Raw genomic sequence first — 24,796 nt, forward strand, 5'->3', positions numbered from 1 at the left:
TGAATCATTTCATTATACAGAGACTTCAGCAACCCATCTACATTTCTATCCACGGATCGTCCATGGAACAAAAAAAGAGCTCCCCACTTATAGCACATTAAAAGTGCTTCATAAGGGTGCTCTCCTACCATTTTAAAAACTAATCCACTCAGCCATCATTGCCAAATCCATCTACTTCCAATACCCGCCAACCTGAAGCAAATTGAGTAAAATAGGTCTATGCTTCTCTTGAACTTTTTCCATCTCGGCAACCAGTGCCTTGAAGTGACGTTTGGTACCCATCGACTCATGCAATCGGTAACACATCAGAGGTTCATTGTAGTAGAACAGCTCATACATTGGAAACAGCCTCATCCACATCTCATAGTCATGGGTGTAGCGAAAATCAGTATCGAACAGTCCAAACCGCTCAAATGCTTCCATCTCTAACATGACAGTACAGCCGTTGATCGGACAACCTTCCAGCAGTACCTGCAACATCTCCAGACGACTTCCCACTTCCGGATGCACCGTATCCAACCATTCACTCTTCTCATTCACATAATGGTAGGCACCATGGCAGAATGAAGCCTTGACCTCTCGCATAAACTTCAGTTGTTTCTCCACCCGATCCAGCAGCATCACATCATCCGAGCTGAGCCAGACAAAGTAATCCCCTGTTGCATGTTTGATGCCCTCATTTAATGCTGTCGCGGTTCCACCGTTTTCTTTGTGAATATAGCGGATGGAATCCATGAATGGTTGTAGCTTCTCCACGTGCTCGGTTGACCCATCATCCACCACGATGACTTCAATATGTTGATACGTCTGGTGAATGGCACTGTGAACAGCCTGCTCGATATAAGCACAATTGTAAAAAGGAATGACGATCGATACTTTTGGCTCCATTCGGGCCTTCCCCTCCTCTTACTGTCTTAGGTAAAATGCTGCGCAAAGAGGGCGTTAATCAGCCATCTTTTGGCTTTCATAACTGCCCTCCCTACGCTACCCGCCAAGCGTCGCTATTCGCTGCAACAGCGGTTCCCGATATCTGGACCATACCATGGATGCCTCTCTGCCGATGACATCCGCATGACGTACCGATCCCATTCCACCATGCCAACGATATGCGGTAAGTGACTCGTTCAGGTACGGAAACCGATGACCGTTCAGCAAAATCCGCATCCAGAGATCCAGATCATGGGTGTAGGGCAGAAGCTCATCAAACAATCCCACTCCGCTGAACAGATCCTTGCGGATCATGACAGTACAACCGTTGACTGGATTGCTGTTAACGAACACTCGCAGCCAATCCAGATCGGCCATCGGTGCAGGTCCTCCGTTTAACTTGGTCACTGCGGAATGTTCATTGATATAATGAAAGTTCGTATGGGAGACGAGCACATTCTCACGTTGCATAAACTCCAGCTGATGCCGAATTTTATCCGGGTACAGATAATCATCCGAACTGAGCCAGGCTACATAATCACCAGAGGCATGACGAATGCCATGATTAAGTGCCGAAGCCGTCCCGCCATTGCTTTTGCCAAGCACATTAATATAAGGAAGATAGGGTTGAAGCAACTCTGCATGCCGGGTTGAACCGTCATTCACAACAACGATCTCCACATCGGGATACGTCTGGTTCAGCGCACTTTGAATTGCCTGAGGCACATAAGGGCAGTTGTAAAATGGAATGACAATGGATACTCTCGGATTCAACTTGTCGTCCTCCCTTGCTGGACACGAACATCACTCAGGATATCCTGTAACGATGTGGCAAATGGAATCATCGGCTGCCAGCCAAGCTTGCACAGCAGTGATAATTCCTCCTGTTTTCCCGAACCATCCGGACCAGAAGATGCCCCATCCCAGCGAACAGGGACTTCCGCTTCTGTCATGGACAACAGCAGATCTGCAATTTCACCAAGACTGCGCTCGACTCCAGACACCACCGGGTATACTGTACCGCTGGACCCGTGTACCAGGAGGGTCGCATATGCTCTGACGGCATCCCGCACATCCAGAAAGTCACGGGTATTGTCCCGTCCGGACAGACGGAATGCCTCGGTTTTGCCCGTCTGCTCACAGGCAACAACATGGCGTGCAAGCAGGGAACAGATGCCTGTGGAAGGACCCGCACCAATCAGATTGCCTGGCTCCGCCAGCATGATCTGTTGTCCAAAGAGCGACATCCACGACAACGACACCATCTCTTCCAGCGCTTTACTGAGGCTGTATGGATGCGGAGGCCGGGGAATCCGGCCAGGTTCCGGCGTATATTTTAACCGCGATCCTACAATAACGGTTCGTGCTGTCGGACAACTACGAAGCGCATCCAGCAAATACAGCACGGCCATCACATTGGTCTCCAGGACCAGTAGCGGATCAGACCACGAATCAGGCACTGAATTTTTGCCAGCGAGATGCAGCACATAGTCGGGCTGCACCTCGCCGATCAGATGACGTACTTGCTGTTTATCGTTCAGATCACAGACATGGACTTGTGCACCTTTACCAAATGAATACACATCCGGCCTCCGGACTACCGCTGCAACCACTGCACCCGCTTCCCGAAAATAAGATACGGCATGTCGCCCGGTAAAACCGGAGGCGCCTGTAATCAGTACGTTCTTGCCTCTCAGCTCTGCTCCATCCATAATGCCAACTCCTTCAGCATTGTAGAATAATCCGGCAGGTCTGTCTTCACATCCTCGCGAGTGGACACCAGCGTACGGTCCTGCACTACACTGTCATCACGCACAATCGTCACATCCTGCTTATCCCAGGTCTGCTTGAACAATACAAGCAGGTCATGCTTGCTGACAGGTGCCGGATGAGCTAGGTGGATCAGACCACTAACCGATGAGGCCAGGTAATGGTCTACCCATTTGGCCAGCTCAAGTGTGGTCACACCGTTCCAGAATACGCGGGTATACCCCCCGACTTCACCTGTGCTGGACATAAACCATTGCATCAGACCAATGCCGCCCTGGCGAATCTCGGGTCCAATGATGGACGTACGGATCGTCAGATGACCTTCATCCTGAACTTCGCCTAGGGCTTTGGTGATGGCGTATGCTGAAGTCCCATCCGTAACATCATCTTCCCGGTATGCTCCCCGTTCTCCGCTGAACACACAGTCCGTGCTGATATGAATTAAGCGTGCACCAATCGTATCTGCAACCCGCCGCAGACGATGTGGCAGGAAACCGTTAATATGATATGCAGTAATTTTGTCCTCATCTGCGAAGTTGTTCAACACACCTACAGCATTAATAATCACATCCGGGTGCACAGCTTCTACCAACCGATCAACCATGAAGCTGTCGTTCACATCCAGGAGCAGACCATTGGGGTCCGTTACATCCCGAGATGTGTAGAAGACGCTGTGTACACCTTGACGGCGGAAATAGTCGACCAAAATATGGCCGGCCATTCCGTTTCCACCAAGTATCAGCAGTTTCATGACAAGAATCCTCCGCGTTTCAGAATTTCACGAATCTCCTCTTTGGTCATGAGTTGGTGTTCAGAACTAAAACTGTTAAAGGAGACCGGGGGACAATTGGTATAATGTTCACGCAGACCCGGTATACCCAGGGTAGGGAGAATAACCAGGTACTGCTCATCGTAGACAACGGTGGTCATGCTCTCGAATTCACTCATCAATATTTCATGGATTTTCTCCCCAGGACGAATGCCACGTTCCACAATGCTCACATTCTCCACACCGGAATCCTCAATCAGCACTTCCGCAAGATCAACGATTTTGCAGGTAGGCATCGTCATGACAAAGATCTCTCCGCCGACACTTTCCACCGAAGCTTTGAACAGCAAGGTAATTGCATCCTTCAGCGTAAGAAAGAATCGAGTCATACTCATATCCGTGATGGAGACCTGCCCTTTCTGGCGGATCTGATTCTTGAACAGATGTACCACACTTCCGTTTGTTCCCAGTACATTCCCACCCCGTACCGTAACAAACTTGGTATCGCTGTGTAACAAGTTTGCATATACAATTAATTTCTCGCCGATCGCTTTTGTCATGCCATAGAAGTTGGACGGATTGGCAGCCTTGTCAGTCGAGATATAGATTACTTTTTCCACCTTGTTCTCAATAGCAGCCTCAATTACGTTCTGTGTACCAATCACATTGGTTTTGAGTGCTTCGTACGGTTGGTCTTCACACACCGGAACATGCTTGAGCGCTGCCAGATGAAATACATAGTCCACATGCTGGCAAGCCGCCGTCAAGGCGTCCTTGTCACGAATATCTCCAATCCGGAAATGAAGACGCGGGTCTTCAAATTCACGACTCATAGCCACTTGGCTGGACTCATTCCGGGAATATACAATAATTTCTTTGGGCTGCTGGGGCAGTAGTTGAGCCACAAGTTCATAACCCCATGATCCCGTACCGCCAGTCACGAGTATACGCTTATTTTCAAACATGCATTTTCCCTCCAAGCAGAAATTTAACCACTTTACTGGATACATCTGTGGCTTTGTAACCTTGCGGGCAATCCCAGTCGCTAGACATCTTTGTCATGACTTTCACGCAATCAGCGATGCGCGCGGCATCCAGACCGGAGACGACATTGCTGCCGCAATCGACCGTTTCCGGCCGCTCGGTAGTTCGACGCATCGTTACGGTCGGCACGCCCATAATGCAACACTCCTCCTGCACGGTACCGCTATCCGTAAGTGCACAGCGTGCATGACGTTCAAGCATTACAAAGTCGAAGAATCCAAACGGCTCGTGAAACTCCACCAGTGGGTTCATCTCCAGTTGCAGATGCTCCGCAATCCGGATCGCGGTACGCGGATGAATACTGCAGATCACACGCAACCCGTGTTCCTCAGCGACCTGGTTCAGTCCTTTCATAATCTCCAGCAAATGAGGGGCATGATCCACATTCTCGGCTCGATGGGCAGTAACCAGGAAGTATTGCCCGGATTTCAGCTTGAGCTTTTTGAGTATTTTGCTCGAACTTACTTGCGCGTCGTAGTGCTGCATGACTTCATAGATGGGATTGCCCGTTAGCACGATGCGCCTGCTTGGTACCCCTTCGCTGACCAAATGTTTCTTGCTCTGTTCCGTGTAAGGCATATTAACGGTGGAGATGGCATCAATAACCTTACGATTTTTCTCTTCAGGCACATCCAGGTCGAAGCAACGATTGCCTGCTTCCATATGAATAACAGGAACACCCATGCGCTCAGCCAATATTGCACATAATGCGCTATTGGTATCGCCAAGCAGCAGCAATTTATCGGGCTTCTCCTGCAGTATCAGATCTTCCATCTGCGTAAACATCGAGGATAGCTGTCGTCCCAGAGAGGCCGCTTCATCCTGAAGAACGTAATCCGGTGCGCGCAGGCCCATTTCCTTGAAAAAGAGACCGCTGAGACTTTCCGTGAAGTTCTGTCCCGTGTGCACCAGAATATGTTTGGACGCGTACTGGTCCAGCTTGGAAATGATCAGGCTGAGCCGTATGATCTCAGGTCTCGTACCCAGCACCGTCATGATCTTCATCGTAATCCCTGCCTTCATCTTGTATTGGAACCCTTGCGCCCTGCTCGGCTACGTCCTGCCTTGGCAGATTTGCGTCTGCGACTAGCCGATTTCCCCATATGTGGACGCGGTCCCTTCGTTGTACGGGTTCTCCCCTTACGTCTGCCAGTTCCGGAAGTACGTTTCAGCCCCTCACGGTCTCGGCGAGAATGAGGTGCAAGTGGCTTGCGACGACGTTTCCGCGTTTTGCCCCTCTGTTGAATCGGCTTTGCAGCTGGGCCAGTACCTGAGGCAACAGGAGCATCGTGCCCCAATGCGATTGGAGGTAATGAGGAATGTGGCAACGCCTGTATGACGGTCAGTGGGAATAACAGTGCCCGCACCGTAGTCGGCTCCAGAACCAGTACAGTGCGCAGTCCTCCCTCCCCATGGGTATACACAGGTCCATTCGGAGGTTGGATATAAGCAAACCATCCGGGAAAACGCAATAACCACTGTGTCACCATCGTATGCAGTTTCGTTCGGTAGGTTTCAACGCCGTAGAGCCTTTCCGCTTCTGTCCGATTGCGCCACCCCGTATTTGAGGCCAGCTCTGCATCATTCAGCAAGGTTGTTGCCAAAGTGACAAGCGCTTCGGTATCGCCCGGCGGGGCCAAAAATGTATCACTGCCTACGGATTCCATTAATTCCTTCAGTCCACCCTGGGCAAAAGCGATGACCGGTTTGGCAAAATAGAGCCCCTCCAGTGCGGTCATGCCAAATCCTTCCTTGACCATGCTTGGGATGACCAGGATATCCATCGCGGTATACGCCAGAGATACGTTCTCTTCAAATGTGGTGAAGGTAAACCGGCGTGAATACCCGGATTTTCTCACCCGTGATACACACTCGTCGTAATACTTTTTATCCGATGGTGCCCCGATGATCCAGAAGCGACAGCGCGAATGCGTTTCACAGATCCTCAAGGCCATATCCACAAAAGGTTTCAACCCTTTGGCATCATATATAAATGAAGAAATATAACCGATACAGGTCTGGGATGATTTGAAACCGAGCTCCTTACGCTTGCGTTCACGCAGATGAACCCAGCGGTCCGGTGCGGGTAGCGCGGGTTCCCAAGTTGGGGAAATGATGGTCACTTTGTCACCCATGCCGGCTTCTTGAAATGGGGCTACCGCTGTCTCGGATATACCGATAATCCAATCCGCGTAACGCCCAATCATCTGGATCGCCTCGGTTGTATGTTCATTCGTATGAATGATCTCGGTAATCTTCCAGATGACCGGAATCTGAAGGGACTTTGCCGCTACAGCCGGCATCACATTAACGCAGGTGTTCGTTAACACCATATCGGGAGCAGTCTCCCGTATGAGGGAGACCGCTTCCTGATACGCTGGTGTATGGCGAAGATGCTCCGCATCATCTGCAATGCCCAGGTAAGGTGTGTACACACCGTGAAGCATCGGCAGAGTGCATATTTTGACCTGAATGCCGAATCTCCGCGCAAGCCCCGCAAGCTTCCCCTCCTGAGGGACTACGAGCACACATTCAAAGATTGCACCGATCTCTCTCATAAAATGAAGCAGCAGCTTCTCGGCGCCTGTAATGCTGCGAGTATTACACACATGTGAAAATAACATCATCTTTGGTTTCGTTGCCATGGCCGCACGGACCCTGTACACGGGTATCCGATACAGGGTACTGTGCACACCTCCTCCCGGCCAGAATTAAGGGAATATGATAGTTAACATTTCATTAATTCTTTTGCCATACGTGTGGTCTTTCAGTGTACGTTCGAGTCCACGAAGTGCAATCTCACGGCGTTCCTTTTCATGAGTAAGATAATATTCCACTTTGTCGAGTAACTCCTGTGGCGAGGAATATGTCTCAATCTCCACACCCGGTTTGTAGAAACGCGCAATGTCATCCCGGGCGTCGGTCAGCTGCAGCGTCGTGGACGCGGCAATTTCAAACGTTCTCGGGTTCGGTGAGGCTGGAGGGATTTTGAGGTGATTATTATTGACGGAATCATCTTCGTGGGACCGGTGCAGGTTGATGACAATTTTGGTGCCATTGTACACATCATTGGTCTCCGGCGGACTCATCCAGCGCCCGAGTTCAATCTTCTCGCCATAGGCAGTATAGTCAGGCAGACGGTCCCACCAGATTCCGTTAAATACCGTGTTGTGTGACATCAACTGAGGCATGATCGGATTGAAGAAGTATACCCGGTTCCAATAGGCCGAGCCGATAAAGCTGACATCCCGTTTTAACGGGGAAGGAGTTGTAATCGGAAAGTAATGATTAGTGAATGCGGCAAAAGGGAGGTAGTGAACTGACGCGCAGCCGATTTGTCGATATAGATCGATACAGTTCAGTTCCAACGTGAAGACATGGTCAAAATGTGTCACAATATCCAGCGTCATATCTGTATAGTACGGGTCATCCGTGAGCCAGATCGCCGTCTGAATGCCCGCTTGGCGAATCGCATCGATATGCTCGATGGGGATATCCATTCCATCCAGCACAAGCACAAGATCAGGACGCGTCTGCAGCGCAATTTCAGAAACCGGTTGACGCGGATCAGAGAGGGTTACTTGAGCTACCATACCCTGTAGCGTGGCCATAATGGCCTCATCCAACGGGGAGTAAGGGAAACCTTTACCCGAGGATACATACAGCACGTGAAGCTGTCGGAAAGGCAACGGTTCCTGTGCACAATTCACAATATAGTTGGCGCGACCGCGCAGATATCCTTCTTCCTTACCTGCGTCATATCCGGCATGTTGCCCATTTTTGCGTGCTTGATCAGCCAGGCTCAGTACGGGTGCATGAACCTTTTTGGTTTTACGGTGTTTGAGAGACATACCGCCACTCCTTTATTTTTTGGGATAGGGTTCTCGTTGGTGCTGCACTTCAGACGGGGATTACAAATGTTCCAGCAACTGACCGATGCGGCGAGTGAATGTGTGCTGGTTCATCGTGGTGAGAAGTCCCCGCCACGCCATCGCCTGTCGTTCTTCTTCATGCTTCAGATAATAGTGGATCTTGCGCTGAAGTTCTGCTGCGTTGGTGAACGTCTCGATGTCATATCCCGGCTTATAATAACGGGGTAAATCTGCACGTGCATCCGTAATCTGCATTGTGCCGCAGGCGCTGATCTCATACGTGCGTGGATTAATCGAGTGACCTTCAAGATGATGTGTGTTGCGATTGTCTTCCCCATTCTCGCAAGTACGGTGAATGTTAATGACAATCTTGGCGCCATTGTAATAATCCACTGTCTCTCCAGGAGCAATCCATCCTTCGTGGATGAAACGGCCTAGTACATCAAAGCGTGCCAACCGATTCCACTGGCTACCCGCAATGAATACCTTTTTGTCCGCAAGAAAAGGGGCCAGCTCGTCGAACAAAGCAATCCGGTTCCAGAATCCGGTACCGATAAAACAAATGTCGTGTTGATGCTGCGGTGCCGCGCGCCGCGGTTGAAACATGCCTGGATTCACCGCGAGTGGCATATAGATGACCTGGTTCGCTCCATGTGCCAGATAGAAGGGCACCGCGGCCTCTTCATGCGTGAACACGACATCATAGTGCTGGCAAAGGGACGTTGTATCTTCGGTGAAATACGGATCATCCACAAACCACACGGCAGTTCGGATACCGAGTGCACGTATGCCATTCACCTGCTCCACATGATCTGCGGGAAATACATGCAGACCATTCATGACGAGCACAACATCGGGCCGATGCTGACTGGCTTCCTGCAACATCGCTGCTGGCGATCCAACAACGCATTCACGTACAGATTGCTGCAGAGCCAAGGTGACACCTTCATCGATGGCATCGAATCCTTGCGGGATATATAACACTTTCATATCCCGCAGGGTCGGTTCAAACATCTGCACCCGCTCCATCATGGCTTGACAGCCGCCAAATCTGCGGCCTTCTGCATATCCGCCGCGGTAAGCCGTTTCCGCTTCGGTCAGCGGACGGTGCTTTCGTTTTGCCACATTCTTCACCCTGTCTTCCTTCAGGAGATCTCACTTCCAGACTCTCCCCGAGATTGGTCTTCCCTCTAAAGGATATGCCTCGGGGTCAGATGCATCATGGACGGGTGTCCTGCAAGGCGCAAAATTGGCGCTTGCCCTCCACATCCGCCTGTACGGGCATGTCCGCTTTTGCGGCGATGCAAATAGCCCGGAGGAATCTGTCCCCCCGGGCTAACTGTTATACAGGTATCATTCCATGCAGAAATAATCCTGTCTACTCGGTTACTGTGCTTTGTACGCCAGCTGATGTCCGTCCTCGAATCCCTTGGCGAAACCCGCGTTGAATCCCTCGTTGTACGCCTCGTTGTATCCTTGGCTGTACGCACCGTCCGGGTTCGGATCGGTAGGGGTAGCCGGGGCGACTGGTTGTACGGGCTTTGGACTCCGGTGCCGCCGTACCGCACGTTTCTTTTTTTTGAGCCACGCACTGCGTCCTTTAAGTGGGCGTTTGTGAAGAACACGTTTGGCTCTGAGCGCACGCAGTTTGCGAATTTTGCGCAGACGGGCTCCACGGATTAACAAAGCTCTTTTGGTTCTCAGTCGTATTTTCTTCTTCTTTAACATGTCAACATTCCTCCTGTATGTCCCGAACGATACGAATTGCACACCCGGGGTCTTTGAGCCACGGCAAGCCAGGCTCCCCATGCTGGATTCGGGCCAGCCTGATTCCCGTAACCATACGAGACATTTCTGCCTGATAGCGACTCAGCAAACGAATGTTCTCGGCCAGACTGCGGGCGGATACTTCCGAATGAGCGGTTACACTGGCTACACTGTCCAGAATGCGTGCCAGCGCCTGCTGACTGTGTGCAATGGATTCAATGAGCGCCAGTTTGGCTTCCTGCTCACGCCGCATCAGACTCATTTTCCCATGTCTCCCAGATCCATGCCGCCAAACATGCCACCGTCCATACCGCCGCCATCTTCGCTATCGTTCTGCACCATCACCGCTTTGAGATTGTTGCACAGTCCGGTCTCCATCCGGGTTAATCCTTCCAGCAATTCCACTAGCTGATCATGCATTTTAAGCGGCTCGCCTACCTGATCCCCATGCGTCAGAAAGGTATCCCCATTCAAATGATTCAGCGTCCAGTTCCGTACCTTCTCGGCCTCAATCGCTTTTGCCTCCAGAATCAGGGCAATATTCCACTGCATTTTGGCTGCTGCGTCCAGCATCAGAATGAGGCTCTGTTCTCTACTCATGTTCCTTCACCCGCCTTCCGGGCTTATTCTTCTTCTTGAACCGCGATCTCCCGCATGACTTGGGTCAGCGTTTCGGCTACAGCCTCTTCCAGATCTGCAAGGCCCCCCAAGTAAGAGATAATGCTTTTGTTGATTTGCCCAGAGCTATCCAGCAGACCGTCAACGCCATCCAACTCCGGTTCGATATCTGGCAAATGATTGATGATTTCAGACATGCGTACAGCGACTTGGCGTTTGGCATCCAGCACACGTGCGATCTGCTGGTGAGAGTGTGCAATATGTGTGATGATTTCATCGATTTTGCTCTGCATGGTCCTCCTCCTTACCGTCACGGCCTGCTTCACCCATAGAAAAACCCGGCCTATCAGCATTTGCCTGTTACAGCATATGCCGGGCCGGGATCGTCAGTTACTACAGCTTGCGCCTATATCGTCAGATGACATAACTCCAGTCCGAAGAATATCGACTGAGGAATTGGCGAGTACGTTCCTGCTTGGGACGTACAAACACCTCCTCCGGGGTTCCTTCCTCCACAACGGAACCTCCATCCATGAAAACAACCCGATTTGCCACCTCACGGGCAAACCCCATTTCATGGGTGACTACAATCATGGTGATCCCCTCCTGAGCAATGGAGCGGATGACAGACAACACCTCACCCACAAGCTCGGGGTCCAGCGCTGATGTCGGTTCATCAAACAAAATCACTTCGGGATTCAGTGCCAGCGCTCTGGCGATGCCCACCCGTTGCTGTTGTCCACCTGACAACATACTTGGATACTCATTGATTTTGGCAGACAGTCCGACTTGTTCAAGCACGCGCAAGGCACGCGTGCGGGCATCGGCTTTGGACATTTTCTGGGCAATAATTAATCCCTCGGTGACGTTATCCAGCACTGTCTTGTGTTTGAACAGATTATAATGCTGGAACACCATCGCCGTTTTTCGTCTCAACTGCACAATGTCATGTTTGCGTGCATGCTTGCAATCGACGCTTAATCCACTGATCTGAACCTCGCCCTCATCGGCACGTTCCAGAAAATTGACGCAGCGCAGCAGCGTTGTTTTACCTGATCCGCTCGGTCCAAGGATCGCTACGACATCGCCCTGTTCCACGGTCAGATCAATTCCCTTCAATACTTCCTGCTTGCCAAAAGTTTTGTGTATGTTTGTTAGTGTAATCATGACACGCCTCCTTTGCTGTACACGGCAACCCGACGCTCAAGCAGAGCAGTGATCCGCTCGGCAATGATGGTCAGCCCCCAGTAGATAAACGCTGCGGCGATAAAGGCCTCCAGAAACTTCAGACTGACGGATGCCACCACATCCGCTTTACCGAGTATATCCATCTGAGACACGGTAAAAGCGAGTGTTGATCCATGCAGGAACCCAACAAACATACTGCACAGGTTAGGCAATACAGCCCCGATCGCTTGAGGGATGATGATACGCCTTAAAGCCTGGAATGTGCTCATGCCTACAGCGTGAGCCGCCTCCATCTGGCCGATATCCACAGCAAGAATACCTGAACGGATAATCTCGGACATATAGGCGCCCGCAGTGAGCGAGAAAGCAATCAGTACAAATACGAGAATTGGAATCGACGAGGATTGAAAAGCCCAACCGTAACGTTCCGCTAGCTTATCGATAATCATCGGAATGCCGTAATAGATGAGGAATAGATGCATCAGCATCGGTGTTCCACGCAGGAAAGAAACGTAGAAGTCAGCAATACGGTGAATCCACCGCACGCGATAGATACGGATCAGAGCTGTAGCCAGACCGATTCCGAAGCCTGCAATCAACGGAACAATCGTAATGACAAGTGTCAGTGGCAATGCCTTCAGGATTTGAAAAAAAGATGTATAGATAAACTGGAGATCAATCGACATATGCTCACCCCGCTATTCGTTTCAGGCGTTCGGCTCGAATTGCCGGTTTGTGTACAACTCTTTTGCGTTCATGACGCTGGAGTCTGCGTTCTGCAAAGGCAAATCCTTTTTCAAGCACAATGACAATGACATAATAGACCACAGACAGACTGATATACACCTCAAGTGCGTGCGATGTAGCCGAAATTAACGTCTGCCCTCTGCCCACCATATCCATGACACCAATGGAGAAGGCCAAAGAAGTATCCTTCAATGAACCGATTAACGTATTGGCCATGTTCGGAAAAGCAACAATCAGTGCCTGTGGAACAACAATCCGCCGAAAAGACTGGAATGTGGTCATACCTGCAGCATAGGCTGCTTCCGTCTGGCCTTTATCCACACTGCGCACCGCTCCGCGAAAGATCTCGGCAAAGGATGCCGCATCACTAAGCGCATAGGTCACAATGACAAATAACAACGGGTCGGTTCTCGACAGGTCGATGCCAATGGGTTTGAGCAGCTCGGGAAGTCCGTAATACACCAGGAACAATTTGATCAGGATCGGTGTGCCCCGCATGAATGAGACGTACAGGGTAGCCAACTGGCTTAGTACCGGAATCCGATACAACCGGGGAACGGCCAGAAGCACGCCGCCCACCAGTCCGAGCACGATGGAACCACCCAGTACAATCAGTGTTATATGCAAATATCGTAGCAGTTCCGGGATGAAATCCAGAACCAATGACAGATCAAATGATTTTCCCATTACCGCTGCACACCTTTCTCAGACTACTCTTCAACCGTATAGTCAGCTCCAAGCCACTCAGTGCTCAGTTTGCCTAACGTTCCATCTTCTTTGATTGCTTTTAGCGCTTCGTCCACTTTGGTTTTGAGCTCCTGCTCATCTTTGTTCAGAATGAAGTACACTTTGGAGTTGGAGAGGGCATCGCCTACCGTTTTCAACTGAGCATCAACCGCCTTATTCTGATAATCAATGGCAAACTGCGTGCTGATGGTGGCATCCACCCGGCCTGTTTTGATCTGGGTAATGGTATCCTCACCCGCTCCGGAATAAACGATATCAATCCCGTTGCCATTCGCTGCATTCCATTTCTCAGCAAGTACAGCCGCATTACTTGTAGCACCAACAATCAGTTTTTTCCCTTTGAGATCCTCAATCGATTTTACTTCCTCATTTTTCTGACTTACGACAATTTTATTTGGAAAAATATTATAGGCTTCATCATTAAACAGGAACTTGGCCTGTCTCTCATCATTCACTTCCATCTGGTGAGCGATCAGGTCAATTTTTTTCGTTTCCAGACTCAGCAGCAGGTTTTTGAAATCCATCGTGCTGAATTCGAATTCATATTCAGGCAAACGTTTGTCGATCTCCCGGATCAGTTCCACATCATAACCTGTTAACTTGCCATTCTCATCAATGAAGCAGACATTTGGGAACTGTGTACCTGTTCCTACAATGATCTTTTTCACTTTGGTGTCGCCTGCTGCCGAAGCAGATTCTGAATCATTGCTTGCAGTTCCTGTGCTGCATCCAGCCAGTACCGCCAGCATTGTAATGAACAGCAGTGCTGTCCGGAATTTTTGAATCCCCCGTTTTTTAACCATTCCCAATCTCCTCCACAGGCTGTTATCACAGCGAATATGATGTGTACTCCCATTCCTCTACCCTATTAACAAACCATTCTTACTTGTATAGTCGGAATTAGGTTGAACAAAGAATATCATTACAAGTCATCTTTGGGCAATAACTAAACTAATAGGACATCCTGATAAGGTTATAGAACTTCTCTATAGTACAAGAAAAAGCCATCCCCAATATCGATTAGCGGATGGCTTCTTCTTGTATGACTCTCACTGATTATACCATTTTGGCGGTGCATCACTTGGTGTATACACTACTCATCTATCTGCGACTCGCCCATTTAATTTTACGTGCAACTTCCACTCGCTGTAATTGTAAGAGACCGATCCGTTCCTCGAACTTCTTGCGTTCGTCCATGGAATGAGCGGCATGAATCTGGTGGCACAGACCTGTCAGTTTGCTGTTGATGTAATCAAACCGTGTCCATAATTCCTCTTCAGGTGTGCGTTGCTGCTCCGTCGCCGTCTGAAATATTTTGAGTTGGCGGATAAGGGATTGTTGCCATTCCTGATCCTGAATTTGGATGGCAAAATGCAAAAGATCCAGATAGTCATCGATTTGCAACGAAACGCCGCAATCAGATTTAGTGTTCATCGTCGTCTCTCCTTATTTCAGTACTTGGCTGGAATCCATTACTTCTATCTTACAGGAACAAGCCCACTGAAAGCGAGTACTGAACGATTAAATTTTGGGAAAATTTTTATTTTTTTATGTTAAAACAGCTTTACATTTCCATTAAGACCAATTTGGCAGGATATTGATATTGGTACATATGAAATTGGTAATAAAAACCCGCGTTAAGGAAAAAAGTTCTTTCCTCAAAACGAGTTTTTCATCATTTTATATATAATATTAACACATATCAAATTAGTCATTTTTTCCATCTCGCTGCTGTCTGGTCATCAGTAACATGATAAACGAGATGATGATAATGGAAATAGTCCATGCCCAAGCCATGGTCTGATTGCCCGAATCCACAGCGACATAGATTGCCGTGGGTACCGTTTGTGTTTTGCCTGGAATATTCCCTGCAATCATCAGTGTGGCTCCGAATTCCCCGAGTGCGCGGGCAAAGCCCAGGATGAAGGCGGTCATCAATGCTCTGCCTGCGAGCGGCAGGGAGATGTAACGAAAAACCTGCCACTCATCCGCCCCAATCGAACGACCCGCATCTTCCAGATCCCGATCCACACCACTGAATCCCGATTTCATCGTCTGATACACAAGTGGAAAAGCAACCACCACCGAAGCAATTACCGCAGCCCACCAGGTGAAAATAACCGGAGCGGAGAATATGGCTTCAATCCATTGTCCAAACAGACTTTTACGCCCCAGTATGACAAGTAACAGAAATCCAACCACCGTTGGGGGAAGGACTAGCGGCAGCATAAATGCCGTTTCCAGCAGGATCTTTCCTCGAAATGAAGAACGTGACATCTTCCAGGCTATCGCAATTCCGAGCACAGTGGCCACCACGCTGGATAACAGCGCAACCTGAAGTGACAAGCGCACCGGTGACCAGAATACGGACCAGTCTATGGCGTTCACATTCATTCCGGAATTGTGAATCCGTATTTCGCGAAGATATCCAGCACTTCAGGGGTTTGTAAATACGCATAAAATTGTTCGGCCTCTGTACGGTGTTTGGTTCCTTCAATAATGCCTATTGGATAATTGGCGGGAGTGTAACTTTTCTTGTCCACCTCAAACGCAATTTTCACCTGATCCGAAGTAAGAGCATCCGTTTTATATACAAATCCTGCATCAGCGTTACCTGTCTCTACATATTGAAGAACCTGTCTAACGTCTTTCCCCTGCACAAGCTTGCTTTCCAGTTCATCCCACAGCTTGGCATTGGTCAGAGCTTCCTTGGCATAGGTTCCCGCAGGAACACTTTCTGGAATCCCAATGGCTACCGTCTTGATGGAGTCGCTGGTGAGATCCGTTTCACTGGTTACTGTGTGGGTCCCATCTGCTGGCACTATGGCCACCAGTGAATTCTGTAGCAAATTCTTCTGATCGCCCGATGCAATCAGGTTTTCATCCACTAGCGCATTCATATTTTTTGTTGCCGCCGATACAAAAACATCAGCCGGGGCACCCTGTTCAATCTGCTGTTGCAAGGCACCCGAGGCGCCAAAGTTAAAATTAAGTTCTATATAAGGATTAGCTAGCTCATAATTGGTTTCAATCTCTTTCATCGCATCGGTCAGACTGGCCGCCGCAGAGATTGTCAGATCTACCGTTTCCTGCGGATCAGTATTTCCTGCTGACGAACTTTCACCTGTTGCCGCTGGCGTTGAGGTCGTTTGTTCTGCACCCGTGGATGTATCCGTAGTGCCCGTGCTTGCGCCACAACCAGCCAATACAAGAGCCAGTCCCAGTGACATACTTCCCAACACATATCCGATTCTCTTTCTCATTCATTTCTCCCCCAACGTTATCTTTGGTTATAACTAGTTATAATTGATTATATCTAATTATACACAAGACAAAAAAAATGGGAAGGTGATTAAGATCACATTTGATTTTTGTTATCTGTCCTATGCGTTTATTGCGTGTTCTCAGGTTTATGGCATCCCTCAATTAATGATATAGTACAAGAAACATTCATAACAAAACCATAATTGCTCTATACCTTTGAAGGAGGATCTTCACTTATGACGGAGGAGCAATCCTACACTACCGAAGAAATATCCAAGCTGCTCAAAATATCGAAACTGACGGTCTATGACCTGATCAAAAAGGGAGACCTCGTCGCATACCGTGTGGGTAAACAAATGCGAATTGATGCAACCGATCTGGAGGCATATAAACGTCGCTCCAAACAACTTCAGTCCTCAGGTCAGCGTATCCCGACTCCTCATCAGACCTCGGCATCAGGAACTCATCCAGGTCAGGGTGATTTTCAGGGAACTTCCTTACAATTGACTACACCTGTAGGGTCTGCGCATGCGATTACTCCAGCGAGTTCTGCTCATGCAATGACTGCTGTACCACGGCATCTGGTCATAACAGGTCAGGATGTCAGTCTGGATATCCTAATGCGCCATATGGAAAAACAAACTCGGGACATTCGTCCGCTACGCTCGTTCATGGGTAGTCTGGATGGGCTTATCTCGATGTATCGCGGTGAGTCCGATCTGGTCAGCACCCATCTGCTCGACGGAGATACCGGTGAGTATAATCTGCCGTATATTCGCAAAATTCTGACTGGAAGGTCCTATGTTGTGGTGAACCTGCTATCACGTCCTGCCGGACTGTATGTACAGCGTGGCAATCCGCAGAACTTGCAGAATTGGACCGATCTGAGCAAGCCTGAACTGAGACTAGCTAATCGGGAGATAGGTTCTGGTGCGAGAGTATTGCTGGATGAGCAACTTCGACTGCATGGAATTCCTGCCGCAGGTCTGATCGGATATCAAGTCGAAGAAACCAGTCACATGGGCGTGGCGGCCAAAGTCAGTTCAGGCGAAGCTGATGTCGGAGTTGGCATTGAGAAGGCTGCGCGACTTGTGGGACAGGTTGATTTTATCCCGCTCGTTCAGGAACGTTATGATCTAGTCATGCTGAGGAAGCAAGGTAATGAAGCCTGGACAAAATCTGTACTGCGGATTCTCCAATCGCCGGAGTTCAGGCAGGAACTGCAATCATTCGAGGGATATGATGTATCCCGGACAGGTGAAATTTTGTACGAAGCATAGTTATACGAAATAAGTTCATGCTAAATATATGTTACACATCACATCATGCATATACAAAACGCCTTGCAATGGCTGCAAGGCGTCTTTGGTGTTTCTTTCTATATATAACGCATATATGGATGAATGGATTGCTTAATGTGGCAAATCGATCTCAAAAATGAACACACCATACGCGGGCATGTTGATCTCATTCTGAAGTGTTGTACCTGACAGTAACTCTTTTGCTTGCTTCTTAAGCTTAATGGGTACTTGTTGATCCGAGTAGTTGAGTAAAAATAAATAAGCTTTATCCTTACCGGAACGGATACCAAGCTCAACTTCGGACGGTACCTCTACCAGGTCATCCACAGGTGAAGATAGCCCTATTTCATCCAGGAGAGCATCTACGACCGGTTCATTGTAAGCCGCTCCATAATACCATACTTGTCCCTGACCTACTGCACGTTTGGTCAATGCAGGACTACCTGCATAATATTCGGATGCATACTCGGCTACGACCTGTACGTCAGGATGCTCCACATGAAGAACTTCGTTAAATCCGGCCGTTGACGTTCCCTCCTGAAGTCGCTCACTCGCCCCTTTCCATTGCAGCTCAGCTGCGGAAATGGTTCCTTTGATTAAGGTAAAGTCCTCTACGGTTACACCACACAACTCAGCGACAGCCCCAGGGAACGGTCTCATATAACAATGCCCCTTGAGATCCTTATATCCGGTGCGAGCACCGAAAAACAGAGTGCCTCCTTGACTGACATAGGCTTGGAGAAGTTCTGCTGTCTCGTCTGTCATGATGGCCGGGTGAGCATAGATGATCACCTTATATTCGGATAACTCTTCCAGTGTTGTCGTTGGTTGCAGTGTAACCATGTCCGTCGGAATATGACGATACTGGAGCTGCTTATACCAGGAGCGTACACTCTGTTGCTGAAGCGGACCGTGCCACTCGTCCAACTCCCCGTCCCAGATATTATCGTAATCCTGCAGGATGGCAACATCGGCTTGATATGTAGTGCCCGCAATAACACGCCCGATCTTGGCAAACTCTTCCCCTACTTGTGCAACCTCGCGTACCCTTCTGTTGGGCTGATTATGGTAATCATTGATGCCATGCCAGTACATCTCGGTGCCAAATGTTGCCGTCCGCCAGCGGAAGTAGACGAGCAGATCTGTTCCATGAAGAACAGATTGATACGACCATAATCGGATCTGTCCCGGTCTTGGCGTACCCATGCCTATACTGTCGACCCAGCCTCCTGGCCCAGACTGTTGTTCCATGACGCAGAAGTTCGGTGACATATTGCGCACGTTCGACAGTTTCATGCTCCAGGCCCGATCTTGTAGTGAGTTATCGTCTGTCCCTGGGAAGATCGTGGCAAACTGCGGATACGAATCATAGGAGAAGAAATCCAACAGGTCTTCTGTCATTTCATGATTATCCAAGTGTCCAAACGTACCGTTCGTTGTGATCCAATGTTTCGGATCCAGTTCCCGAATGATCTCCACCTGAAGTTTGGCAAATGAAATGGTATTTGCTGAGATGAATCTCTTTTCATCTAATGCCAGGTGAGGATTTGGCGATTGGCTGACCATATTTCGGGTAAGGTGAACTTGCTCCCAGTCGGTATAGGTCTGACTCCAGAAAACGGTTCCCCAAGCCTGGTTCAGGTTCTCCAACGATTCATAACGATTCTTAAGCCATTCACGGAAGGCGACATGGTCAGCCTCAGCATAGAAAACATCCATATGACAATTGAATTCGTTATCGATCTGCCATCCAATGAGAGCAGGATGATCTTTATAGGCAATCACCATATTACGCACGATTTTCTCACATTGCTGTCTGTAGATTGGGCTGCTGTAGTTGGTATGGCGTCGCATACCGTGTTGATACAATACCCCGTCCTTATTTGCGTTTAATACTTCAGGATATTTGGATGTTAACCATGCTGGTGGAGTTGCAGTAGGTGTTCCCAAAATAACGCTTAAACCGTATTGATGCGCCAGATCCAGTGCCTTCTGGAAAAAACTAAAATCGAACTGACCTTCTTCCGGTTCAAAGATGGACCATGCAAATTCAGCCATCCGAATAACTGTGATATTCATCTCTTTCATTCTACGGAAATCGTCCTCCCACAACGCTTCCGACCAGTGCTCAGGGTAATAACAGACCCCCATTTTTAATTCATCCAATTGGATTGATTTTGCCACCTTTAATTGCCCCCTTAACCTGCCATATTGCCTCCATTCTATTGGAACCTTCACATATAATAAATGACAAGATTATGCGACTTATAATAAAATATTGTCATTGCTGAATATTCAAATAACAGTGGGCTGAATCTATTTCAGTTCACTACATAAAAATATTGCGTTTAAATGGAGGATGCACGTGAAAGAACACATCTTTCTCCCCAAGCCGGTTTTCCCCAGACATGTATGTTTTCCCGATTTTATTGGAGGGTACAGTGATTTTCCGAAGCATCATGTGAATCGGGAATATCGAACGAAAGATATCAACTTAGATCAATGCTACAATTTGCACCTTGTCCTGGACGGTAAAGGATTCCTGGACACGGGAACCACTCGTTATGAGCTAACACGAGGTCAGGGATTCCTCTACGGCCCCGGTCTCAGACAAACCTACTACTCAGATTTGGATGATCCTTGGAGTATTCGTTGGATTCACTTCTACGGTATTCGTCTCGAAGAGCTGTTAAATGGAAAAGGCGTTGACGAGCCCTGGCTGTTTCAATGTTCCAACTTTCCAGTGGTTACCGCGCTCATGGATCGAATACTGGAGCTAGGAAGAGGCTATCAGGTGGAGGATGAGCACAGTGTGGCAGCTGCTCTATATGAACTTCTGACCCGATTGCAATCCGCAGCGAGCCAAATCAATGTTTCGTTAAATCACACTTCCGAGCGAATTCGTGAAGCAGGGAATTATATTCGTTCCCATAGTAACGAGCACATTACACTAGACCACGCTGCCGGGATTGCCGGATACAGTACAACATACTTTAGCCGAAAGTTCAGTCAGACGTTTGGAATCTCTTTCCCGGAATTCCTCTTGGAATCCAGGCTACTACATGCGAAACAACTGCTCGCGACAACCAACCTTTCCATTAAACAAATTACACTGGAAACGGGGTTCTCTCAGTCAAGCTACTTCATCCGATGTTTTAAAACCCAGGAAAACGTAACACCCATGCAATTTCGAATAATGCACAATCATTCGTTATAGTCAGATGTTCCTTGAACAAGCTGACGCAAAAGAAGACTCTGCATACAACATGCAGAGTCTTCTTCGGTCATTTTTCAAAAATGATCATTTGTATCTTCGTCCTCGTCAGCTTTGTATTCCAATATATCTCCAGGCTGACAATCCAGTGCTTTACAGATGGCATCCAGAGTGGATAAACGGATCGCTTTTGCTTTTCCTGTTTTTAATATGGAAATATTGGCGATCGTGATCTCAACTCTCTCTGCAAGCTCGGTAACCGTCATTTTCCGCTTTGCCAACATCACATCAATATTGATTATAATGGCCATATATTCACCTCAGACCACTAGGTCATTTTCTGATTTGATATCAATCGCTTCCTGTAACAATCTTTGGAGCACAGCGGAAAACACTGCGATGACTAATGAAGCAAAAATAGGAACCATCCCCATAAGAATGAGGCCTGGGGCATCATCTTTCTCTGCTACAACATACACAAATGGCAACATCACAAAATAGAGACTACTGATTACAATAGCACAATATTTTATTGTTTTTAAGGATTTCACTGACATTAGAGAGAACGCTTCATTTTTGTCGATGTAGCTCAACAGACGGAATGCTTGGTACAGTGCAACAATAAACGGAATAACTGACACATACATAATAATCACTATGGGGTATAGTGCACCTGCATAATTCGGATTCACCGGATTGTTTGCTAACCAGGGTATACCGAATATACATAAGGCAAGAATGGGAACAGCAATAAGCAACACAGCTAATTTTAAAAATATGGTTGTACCTCGCTTCACAAAAAGCACCTCACTTGTTTTAAGTGATATGAATTTATCATAATATTTATCGTTTTACAATAAATTTTTATTGTAAAACAGATTTTATTTATTCTTTTGCCCATTAAGAAAGGAAGATCAAAAAATCGCATCTCTCTTTGCTTCAGTGATTCTTGGACACAAAAAAAGCCCAAAGATAGCCACTGAATGTGGTTATCTTTGAACTCGCTCATGTACGCCAGAACAGTCCAGCTTCATCCCGTTCCACCTGCTCGAGCACATTCTCAAAATCAGAACAAGGTGTAATATCATCTACCGGATTCCAGCTGCTCTGTTCATCTCTGGCATACACTTTCCACTGATTTTCTTCCCAGTAAAATCGGGCAATATGCATCTTATCCCATTGATACCGTTCCTCGGCGGGTCTTTCTTCGGTCAGGATCAATTCATTGTCATTCATCTCATATGTCAGCTTCACCATCGTACGCAGTGGCGCAGGTACCTTCTCGTGAATATATCCGTTCATTACGGACTCAATTCTCCGTAACGTAAACAAGTCCAGCATGAAGATGCACATCCTTTCAGCAAAATACGCAACCCTTGATCATTTTACCAGCTGGATTTAGTTACACCAGGAATCTGACCTTGATGAGCCAATTCACGGAACTTAATTCGAGATACCTTGAACTTGCGTAGATAACCCCGCGGGCGGCCTGTCACTTCACAACGGTTCTTCAAACGAGTCGGAGATGCATTCCGCGGCAATTTCTGCAATGCCTCGTAATCCCCTTTTTCCTTCAGTTCCCGGCGCAGGTCCGCATATTTTGCTACGATCGCCTGACGTTGCTTCTCACGTACCACTTTTGATTTTTTAGCCATGAATTACAGCTCCTTATCCATTGAATTTATGTTTATTTTTCTATATAAATTGAACTAAAGAATATTTACACTACACACTCCGATGACAGAACAACCTTCCGATCGCTGTTATACCCAGATTTTTTTGATTTCTTCTATAAAGGTTAAATCCGGGGATAGCGTATGCTTCCGATGTAGCTTTCTTGCAGAAAGCTTGTAGGCGAAGTGTATGCTTTCGAAGTAGCTTTCCTGCAGAAAGCTTGTAGCTCCGCTTCTTCAGGTCCTTTCTGTCCTCTCCGTTTTGTGTAAATGTTTATTTCAATTTATATAGATGTGCTTATACAGCGCTACTCCCAATGCAGAACATCATCTTCCGAGTTATAAGACTTCCACAGGCCATGGCAGTGGATTGTCGAAATGGCCCCAGTCGCCCAGCATTTCTTCATCACTGAGTAGACACTGATCAAGCTCATCTTCAATACTGGCACGTTCCATGTCGATCCCAATCATGACAAGCTCTGTCTGCCGATCTCCCCACTGGGCATCCCATTTCTCCAGAACATCCGGCTCGTTACGCAAAATCTCTTGCTTGTCCGCTTCCGGCAACGCCGCGATCCAATGTCCCGCAGGACCAAATTGAATGGATGGTCCTGCCTGACTCAGGCTTGCAGCAACATCGCCTTCGGCCGCAAGCCATACCAAACCTTTGGCACGTACCACTTCTTCTGGCCAGTAACTCATGAATTCAGCCAGACGGGAAGGATGGAACGGCTTTCTGCGACGATATACAAAGGAACCAATGCCATATTCCTCGGTTTCCGGTGTATGCGACTCCTTCTCCAACTCCTGAATCCATCCAGCGGACATGCTCACCTTCTCAAAATCAAAGCGGTCTGTGTTCAGAATCTCAGACGGATTCACCTGTCCGTTCTCAGTCCGAATGATCTTGGCGTTAGGCTGTAACTTGCGGATGACCCCTTCGAGCTTGTTCAGCTCGGTGTCATCGACCAGATCACATTTGTTCAGCAGCAGCACATCACAGGTTTCAATCTGATCAATCAACAAGTCTACGACATCACGGGTGTCCTCATCTCCGGTCGCCTGGTTACGATCCAGAAGACTCTGTCCTGATCCAAAATCATGCCAGAATCGATTGGCATCCACCACCGTTACCAGACAATCCAATCGGGCCAGACGAGTCAGATCAATACCCGACTCCTCATCGGCGTATGTAAAGGTCTGTGCAACTGGAACAGGTTCACTGATGCCAGTGGATTCGATCAAAATATAATCATACTTGCCTTCGTTCACCAGCTTCTCAATCTCCTGCATCAGATCATCCCGCAAGGTGCAGCAGATACAGCCGTTGGACAACTCCACCAACTTCTCTTCAGTTCGAGACAAGGTTGCCTCCCCCTTAACCAGCGCAGCATCAATATTGACCTCGCTCATGTCGTTAACGATCACGGCAACCTTAAGCCCTTGTCTGTTGTTCAACACATGATTCAAAACCGTCGTTTTCCCTGAACCGAGGTAACCACTCAGTACGGTTACCGGAACTTGCTTTTGTGTCATAGAAATCTACTCCTTATATGTGCAGTCTGCGTAATCCAGACTTTAATAGTAATTATTACGATTAACAACAATGACTATAATCCTGTTGGACGGTCGTTGTCAAACTATTTTTGATTCAACCTGCAAAAAAAGGTTGATGACCGCCCCTTACACTTTCGCATCCTGATGATACGTTTTGGCAAGAAGTGAGTCATAAACCTCCTCTGTAAATATTCGCACTACATGCGGGATAGGCTAGACAGCGGAACTATCAATATAAATTAGAAGTACGCCTGTACCGGGACATATTCAACAAAACTATATAGATTGAACTGAACATTTACACGAAACGGAGAGGACAGAAAAAACCTAAAGAAGCG

General features: G+C 48.1%; 28 protein-coding genes. 2 read left to right on the forward strand and 26 right to left on the reverse strand.

The annotated features are described in order from the left end of the window. Positions 1-171 precede the first annotated feature (171 nt). From NZ043_RS03185 to modA, 20 genes are all read right to left on the reverse strand, one after another. Positions 172-888, reverse strand: coding sequence for a glycosyltransferase (locus NZ043_RS03185; protein WP_133387078.1), 717 nt, complete (start codon positions 886-888; stop codon positions 172-174). Between the two features lie 96 nt (positions 889-984). Then, positions 985-1,701, reverse strand: coding sequence for a glycosyltransferase (locus NZ043_RS03190; protein ID WP_133387077.1), 717 nt, complete (start codon positions 1,699-1,701; stop codon positions 985-987). Next, a complete protein-coding gene (locus tag NZ043_RS03195; protein ID WP_339310628.1) occupies positions 1,698-2,639 on the reverse strand; it encodes an NAD-dependent epimerase/dehydratase family protein in 942 nt (313 codons plus the stop codon). The genes NZ043_RS03190 and NZ043_RS03195 overlap by 4 nt, the downstream gene beginning before the upstream one ends. Continuing rightward, entirely contained in the window at positions 2,621-3,448 is an 828-nt protein-coding gene (locus NZ043_RS03200) for an SDR family oxidoreductase (RefSeq protein WP_036605842.1), read from the reverse strand. The genes NZ043_RS03195 and NZ043_RS03200 overlap by 19 nt, the downstream gene beginning before the upstream one ends. After that, entirely contained in the window at positions 3,445-4,431 is a 987-nt protein-coding gene (locus NZ043_RS03205) for a polysaccharide biosynthesis protein (RefSeq protein ID WP_017692517.1), read from the reverse strand. Before NZ043_RS03205 ends, NZ043_RS03200 begins: the two co-directional genes overlap by 4 nt. Further along, positions 4,424-5,515: a UDP-N-acetylglucosamine 2-epimerase (non-hydrolyzing) gene (gene wecB, locus NZ043_RS03210; RefSeq protein WP_339310630.1), complete on the reverse strand. Its 1,092-nt coding sequence runs from the start codon at positions 5,513-5,515 to the stop codon at positions 4,424-4,426. The genes NZ043_RS03205 and wecB overlap by 8 nt, the downstream gene beginning before the upstream one ends. 14 nt (positions 5,516-5,529) lie before the next feature. Further along, a complete protein-coding gene (locus NZ043_RS03215; RefSeq protein WP_133387075.1) occupies positions 5,530-7,155 on the reverse strand; it encodes a glycosyltransferase family 4 protein in 1,626 nt (541 codons plus the stop codon). A 66-nt stretch (positions 7,156-7,221) separates the two neighbouring features. Next, positions 7,222-8,361: a glycosyltransferase gene (locus NZ043_RS03220; RefSeq protein ID WP_091020900.1), complete on the reverse strand. Its 1,140-nt coding sequence runs from the start codon at positions 8,359-8,361 to the stop codon at positions 7,222-7,224. Positions 8,362-8,421: 60 nt separating this feature from the next. Beyond that, positions 8,422-9,516, reverse strand: coding sequence for a glycosyltransferase (locus NZ043_RS03225; protein WP_091020899.1), 1,095 nt, complete (start codon positions 9,514-9,516; stop codon positions 8,422-8,424). 252 nt (positions 9,517-9,768) lie between these two features. Then, positions 9,769-10,110 carry a hypothetical protein gene (locus NZ043_RS03230; RefSeq protein ID WP_338588423.1) on the reverse strand — a complete coding sequence of 114 codons (342 nt, stop codon included), beginning with the start codon at positions 10,108-10,110 and terminating at the stop codon, positions 9,769-9,771. A gap of 1 nt (position 10,111) precedes the next feature. Beyond that, positions 10,112-10,411, reverse strand: coding sequence for a hypothetical protein (locus NZ043_RS03235; RefSeq protein ID WP_017692511.1), 300 nt, complete (start codon positions 10,409-10,411; stop codon positions 10,112-10,114). Continuing rightward, positions 10,408-10,749 carry a hypothetical protein gene (locus tag NZ043_RS03240; protein ID WP_017692510.1) on the reverse strand — a complete coding sequence of 114 codons (342 nt, stop codon included), beginning with the start codon at positions 10,747-10,749 and terminating at the stop codon, positions 10,408-10,410. The genes NZ043_RS03235 and NZ043_RS03240 overlap by 4 nt, the downstream gene beginning before the upstream one ends. A 23-nt stretch (positions 10,750-10,772) precedes the next feature. After that, complete coding sequence (locus tag NZ043_RS03245; RefSeq protein WP_017692509.1) at positions 10,773-11,060, reverse strand: hypothetical protein; 288 nt, start codon at positions 11,058-11,060, stop codon at positions 10,773-10,775. Positions 11,061-11,181: 121 nt separating this feature from the next. Then, positions 11,182-11,934: an amino acid ABC transporter ATP-binding protein gene (locus NZ043_RS03250; protein WP_091020897.1), complete on the reverse strand. Its 753-nt coding sequence runs from the start codon at positions 11,932-11,934 to the stop codon at positions 11,182-11,184. Then, positions 11,931-12,641: an amino acid ABC transporter permease gene (locus NZ043_RS03255; protein WP_036673453.1), complete on the reverse strand. Its 711-nt coding sequence runs from the start codon at positions 12,639-12,641 to the stop codon at positions 11,931-11,933. The genes NZ043_RS03250 and NZ043_RS03255 overlap by 4 nt, the downstream gene beginning before the upstream one ends. A 4-nt stretch (positions 12,642-12,645) precedes the next feature. Then, positions 12,646-13,389 (reverse strand): amino acid ABC transporter permease, encoded by a 744-nt coding sequence (locus tag NZ043_RS03260; RefSeq protein WP_339310634.1) that lies wholly within the window; start codon positions 13,387-13,389, stop codon positions 12,646-12,648. Between the two features lie 23 nt (positions 13,390-13,412). Continuing rightward, positions 13,413-14,252 (reverse strand): transporter substrate-binding domain-containing protein, encoded by an 840-nt coding sequence (locus NZ043_RS03265; RefSeq protein WP_083677492.1) that lies wholly within the window; start codon positions 14,250-14,252, stop codon positions 13,413-13,415. Positions 14,253-14,550: 298 nt separating this feature from the next. Further along, on the reverse strand, positions 14,551-14,883 hold the full coding sequence (locus NZ043_RS03270; RefSeq protein WP_017692504.1) for a hypothetical protein: 333 nt from the start codon (positions 14,881-14,883) through the stop codon (positions 14,551-14,553). Positions 14,884-15,156: 273 nt separating this feature from the next. Continuing rightward, on the reverse strand, positions 15,157-15,843 hold the full coding sequence (modB, locus tag NZ043_RS03275; RefSeq protein ID WP_206105818.1) for a molybdate ABC transporter permease subunit: 687 nt from the start codon (positions 15,841-15,843) through the stop codon (positions 15,157-15,159). Continuing rightward, positions 15,840-16,712 carry a molybdate ABC transporter substrate-binding protein gene (gene modA / locus NZ043_RS03280; protein ID WP_339310636.1) on the reverse strand — a complete coding sequence of 291 codons (873 nt, stop codon included), beginning with the start codon at positions 16,710-16,712 and terminating at the stop codon, positions 15,840-15,842. The genes modB and modA overlap by 4 nt, the downstream gene beginning before the upstream one ends. Positions 16,713-16,949: 237 nt before the next feature. Between modA and NZ043_RS03285 the strand changes: the two genes are divergently transcribed. Then, positions 16,950-17,993 carry a helix-turn-helix transcriptional regulator gene (locus tag NZ043_RS03285; RefSeq protein ID WP_339310638.1) on the forward strand — a complete coding sequence of 348 codons (1,044 nt, stop codon included), beginning with the start codon at positions 16,950-16,952 and terminating at the stop codon, positions 17,991-17,993. Positions 17,994-18,125: 132 nt separating this feature from the next. Here the strand turns inward: NZ043_RS03285 and NZ043_RS03290 are convergent, their stop codons facing one another. Continuing rightward, entirely contained in the window at positions 18,126-20,198 is a 2,073-nt protein-coding gene (locus NZ043_RS03290) for a beta-galactosidase (protein ID WP_339310639.1), read from the reverse strand. A 175-nt stretch (positions 20,199-20,373) separates the two neighbouring features. Here NZ043_RS03290 and NZ043_RS03295 point away from each other — a divergent pair, with 175 nt between their 5' ends. Next, positions 20,374-21,231, forward strand: coding sequence for an AraC family transcriptional regulator (locus tag NZ043_RS03295; protein WP_256332425.1), 858 nt, complete (start codon positions 20,374-20,376; stop codon positions 21,229-21,231). Positions 21,232-21,305: 74 nt separating this feature from the next. On the opposite strand, the gene NZ043_RS03300 is transcribed toward NZ043_RS03295, so the two are convergent. The 5 genes from NZ043_RS03300 to NZ043_RS03320 form a co-directional block, all read right to left on the reverse strand. Further along, positions 21,306-21,539, reverse strand: coding sequence for a helix-turn-helix transcriptional regulator (locus NZ043_RS03300; RefSeq protein ID WP_339310642.1), 234 nt, complete (start codon positions 21,537-21,539; stop codon positions 21,306-21,308). A 9-nt stretch (positions 21,540-21,548) separates the two neighbouring features. After that, positions 21,549-22,025, reverse strand: a complete 477-nt coding sequence (locus NZ043_RS03305; RefSeq protein ID WP_339310643.1) for a DUF2975 domain-containing protein — start codon at positions 22,023-22,025, stop codon at positions 21,549-21,551. A 208-nt stretch (positions 22,026-22,233) separates the two neighbouring features. Continuing rightward, positions 22,234-22,569, reverse strand: a complete 336-nt coding sequence (locus NZ043_RS03310; RefSeq protein WP_165980400.1) for a DUF3024 domain-containing protein — start codon at positions 22,567-22,569, stop codon at positions 22,234-22,236. A gap of 44 nt (positions 22,570-22,613) precedes the next feature. Then, positions 22,614-22,883 (reverse strand): 30S ribosomal protein S14, encoded by a 270-nt coding sequence (rpsN, locus tag NZ043_RS03315; protein WP_036605831.1) that lies wholly within the window; start codon positions 22,881-22,883, stop codon positions 22,614-22,616. Between the two features lie 357 nt (positions 22,884-23,240). Then, complete coding sequence (locus NZ043_RS03320; RefSeq protein ID WP_339310645.1) at positions 23,241-24,437, reverse strand: GTP-binding protein; 1,197 nt, start codon at positions 24,435-24,437, stop codon at positions 23,241-23,243. Between the last annotated feature and the right edge of the window lie 359 nt (positions 24,438-24,796).

Source organism: Paenibacillus sp. FSL k6-2145 (assembly GCF_037976585.1).
Classification (GTDB): domain Bacteria; phylum Bacillota; class Bacilli; order Paenibacillales; family Paenibacillaceae; genus Paenibacillus.

What these genes read in the sequence shown, in the direction of transcription:
- NZ043_RS03185 (WP_133387078.1), bottom strand. Translation starts at nt 888, where the DNA reads ATGGAGCCAAAAGTATCGATCGTCATTCCTTTTTACAATTGTGCTTAT.
- NZ043_RS03195 (WP_339310628.1), bottom strand. Translation starts at nt 2,639, where the DNA reads ATGGATGGAGCAGAGCTGAGAGGCAAGAACGTACTGATTACAGGCGCC.
- NZ043_RS03200 (WP_036605842.1), bottom strand. Translation starts at nt 3,448, where the DNA reads ATGAAACTGCTGATACTTGGTGGAAACGGAATGGCCGGCCATATTTTG.
- NZ043_RS03205 (WP_017692517.1), bottom strand. Translation starts at nt 4,431, where the DNA reads ATGTTTGAAAATAAGCGTATACTCGTGACTGGCGGTACGGGATCATGG.
- wecB (WP_339310630.1), bottom strand. Translation starts at nt 5,515, where the DNA reads ATGAAGATCATGACGGTGCTGGGTACGAGACCTGAGATCATACGGCTC.
- NZ043_RS03215 (WP_133387075.1), bottom strand. Translation starts at nt 7,155, where the DNA reads ATGGCAACGAAACCAAAGATGATGTTATTTTCACATGTGTGTAATACT.
- NZ043_RS03220 (WP_091020900.1), bottom strand. Translation starts at nt 8,361, where the DNA reads ATGTCTCTCAAACACCGTAAAACCAAAAAGGTTCATGCACCCGTACTG.
- NZ043_RS03230 (WP_338588423.1), bottom strand. Translation starts at nt 10,110, where the DNA reads ATGTTAAAGAAGAAGAAAATACGACTGAGAACCAAAAGAGCTTTGTTA.
- NZ043_RS03235 (WP_017692511.1), bottom strand. Translation starts at nt 10,411, where the DNA reads ATGAGTCTGATGCGGCGTGAGCAGGAAGCCAAACTGGCGCTCATTGAA.
- NZ043_RS03240 (WP_017692510.1), bottom strand. Translation starts at nt 10,749, where the DNA reads ATGAGTAGAGAACAGAGCCTCATTCTGATGCTGGACGCAGCAGCCAAA.
- NZ043_RS03245 (WP_017692509.1), bottom strand. Translation starts at nt 11,060, where the DNA reads ATGCAGAGCAAAATCGATGAAATCATCACACATATTGCACACTCTCAC.
- NZ043_RS03250 (WP_091020897.1), bottom strand. Translation starts at nt 11,934, where the DNA reads ATGATTACACTAACAAACATACACAAAACTTTTGGCAAGCAGGAAGTA.
- NZ043_RS03255 (WP_036673453.1), bottom strand. Translation starts at nt 12,641, where the DNA reads ATGTCGATTGATCTCCAGTTTATCTATACATCTTTTTTTCAAATCCTG.
- NZ043_RS03260 (WP_339310634.1), bottom strand. Translation starts at nt 13,389, where the DNA reads ATGGGAAAATCATTTGATCTGTCATTGGTTCTGGATTTCATCCCGGAA.
- NZ043_RS03265 (WP_083677492.1), bottom strand. Translation starts at nt 14,252, where the DNA reads ATGGTTAAAAAACGGGGGATTCAAAAATTCCGGACAGCACTGCTGTTC.
- NZ043_RS03270 (WP_017692504.1), bottom strand. Translation starts at nt 14,883, where the DNA reads ATGAACACTAAATCTGATTGCGGCGTTTCGTTGCAAATCGATGACTAT.
- modB (WP_206105818.1), bottom strand. Translation starts at nt 15,843, where the DNA reads ATGAATGTGAACGCCATAGACTGGTCCGTATTCTGGTCACCGGTGCGC.
- modA (WP_339310636.1), bottom strand. Translation starts at nt 16,712, where the DNA reads ATGAGAAAGAGAATCGGATATGTGTTGGGAAGTATGTCACTGGGACTG.
- NZ043_RS03285 (WP_339310638.1), top strand. Translation starts at nt 16,950, where the DNA reads ATGACGGAGGAGCAATCCTACACTACCGAAGAAATATCCAAGCTGCTC.
- NZ043_RS03295 (WP_256332425.1), top strand. Translation starts at nt 20,374, where the DNA reads ATGCACGTGAAAGAACACATCTTTCTCCCCAAGCCGGTTTTCCCCAGA.
- NZ043_RS03300 (WP_339310642.1), bottom strand. Translation starts at nt 21,539, where the DNA reads ATGGCCATTATAATCAATATTGATGTGATGTTGGCAAAGCGGAAAATG.
- NZ043_RS03310 (WP_165980400.1), bottom strand. Translation starts at nt 22,569, where the DNA reads ATGCTGGACTTGTTTACGTTACGGAGAATTGAGTCCGTAATGAACGGA.
- rpsN (WP_036605831.1), bottom strand. Translation starts at nt 22,883, where the DNA reads ATGGCTAAAAAATCAAAAGTGGTACGTGAGAAGCAACGTCAGGCGATC.
- NZ043_RS03320 (WP_339310645.1), bottom strand. Translation starts at nt 24,437, where the DNA reads ATGACACAAAAGCAAGTTCCGGTAACCGTACTGAGTGGTTACCTCGGT.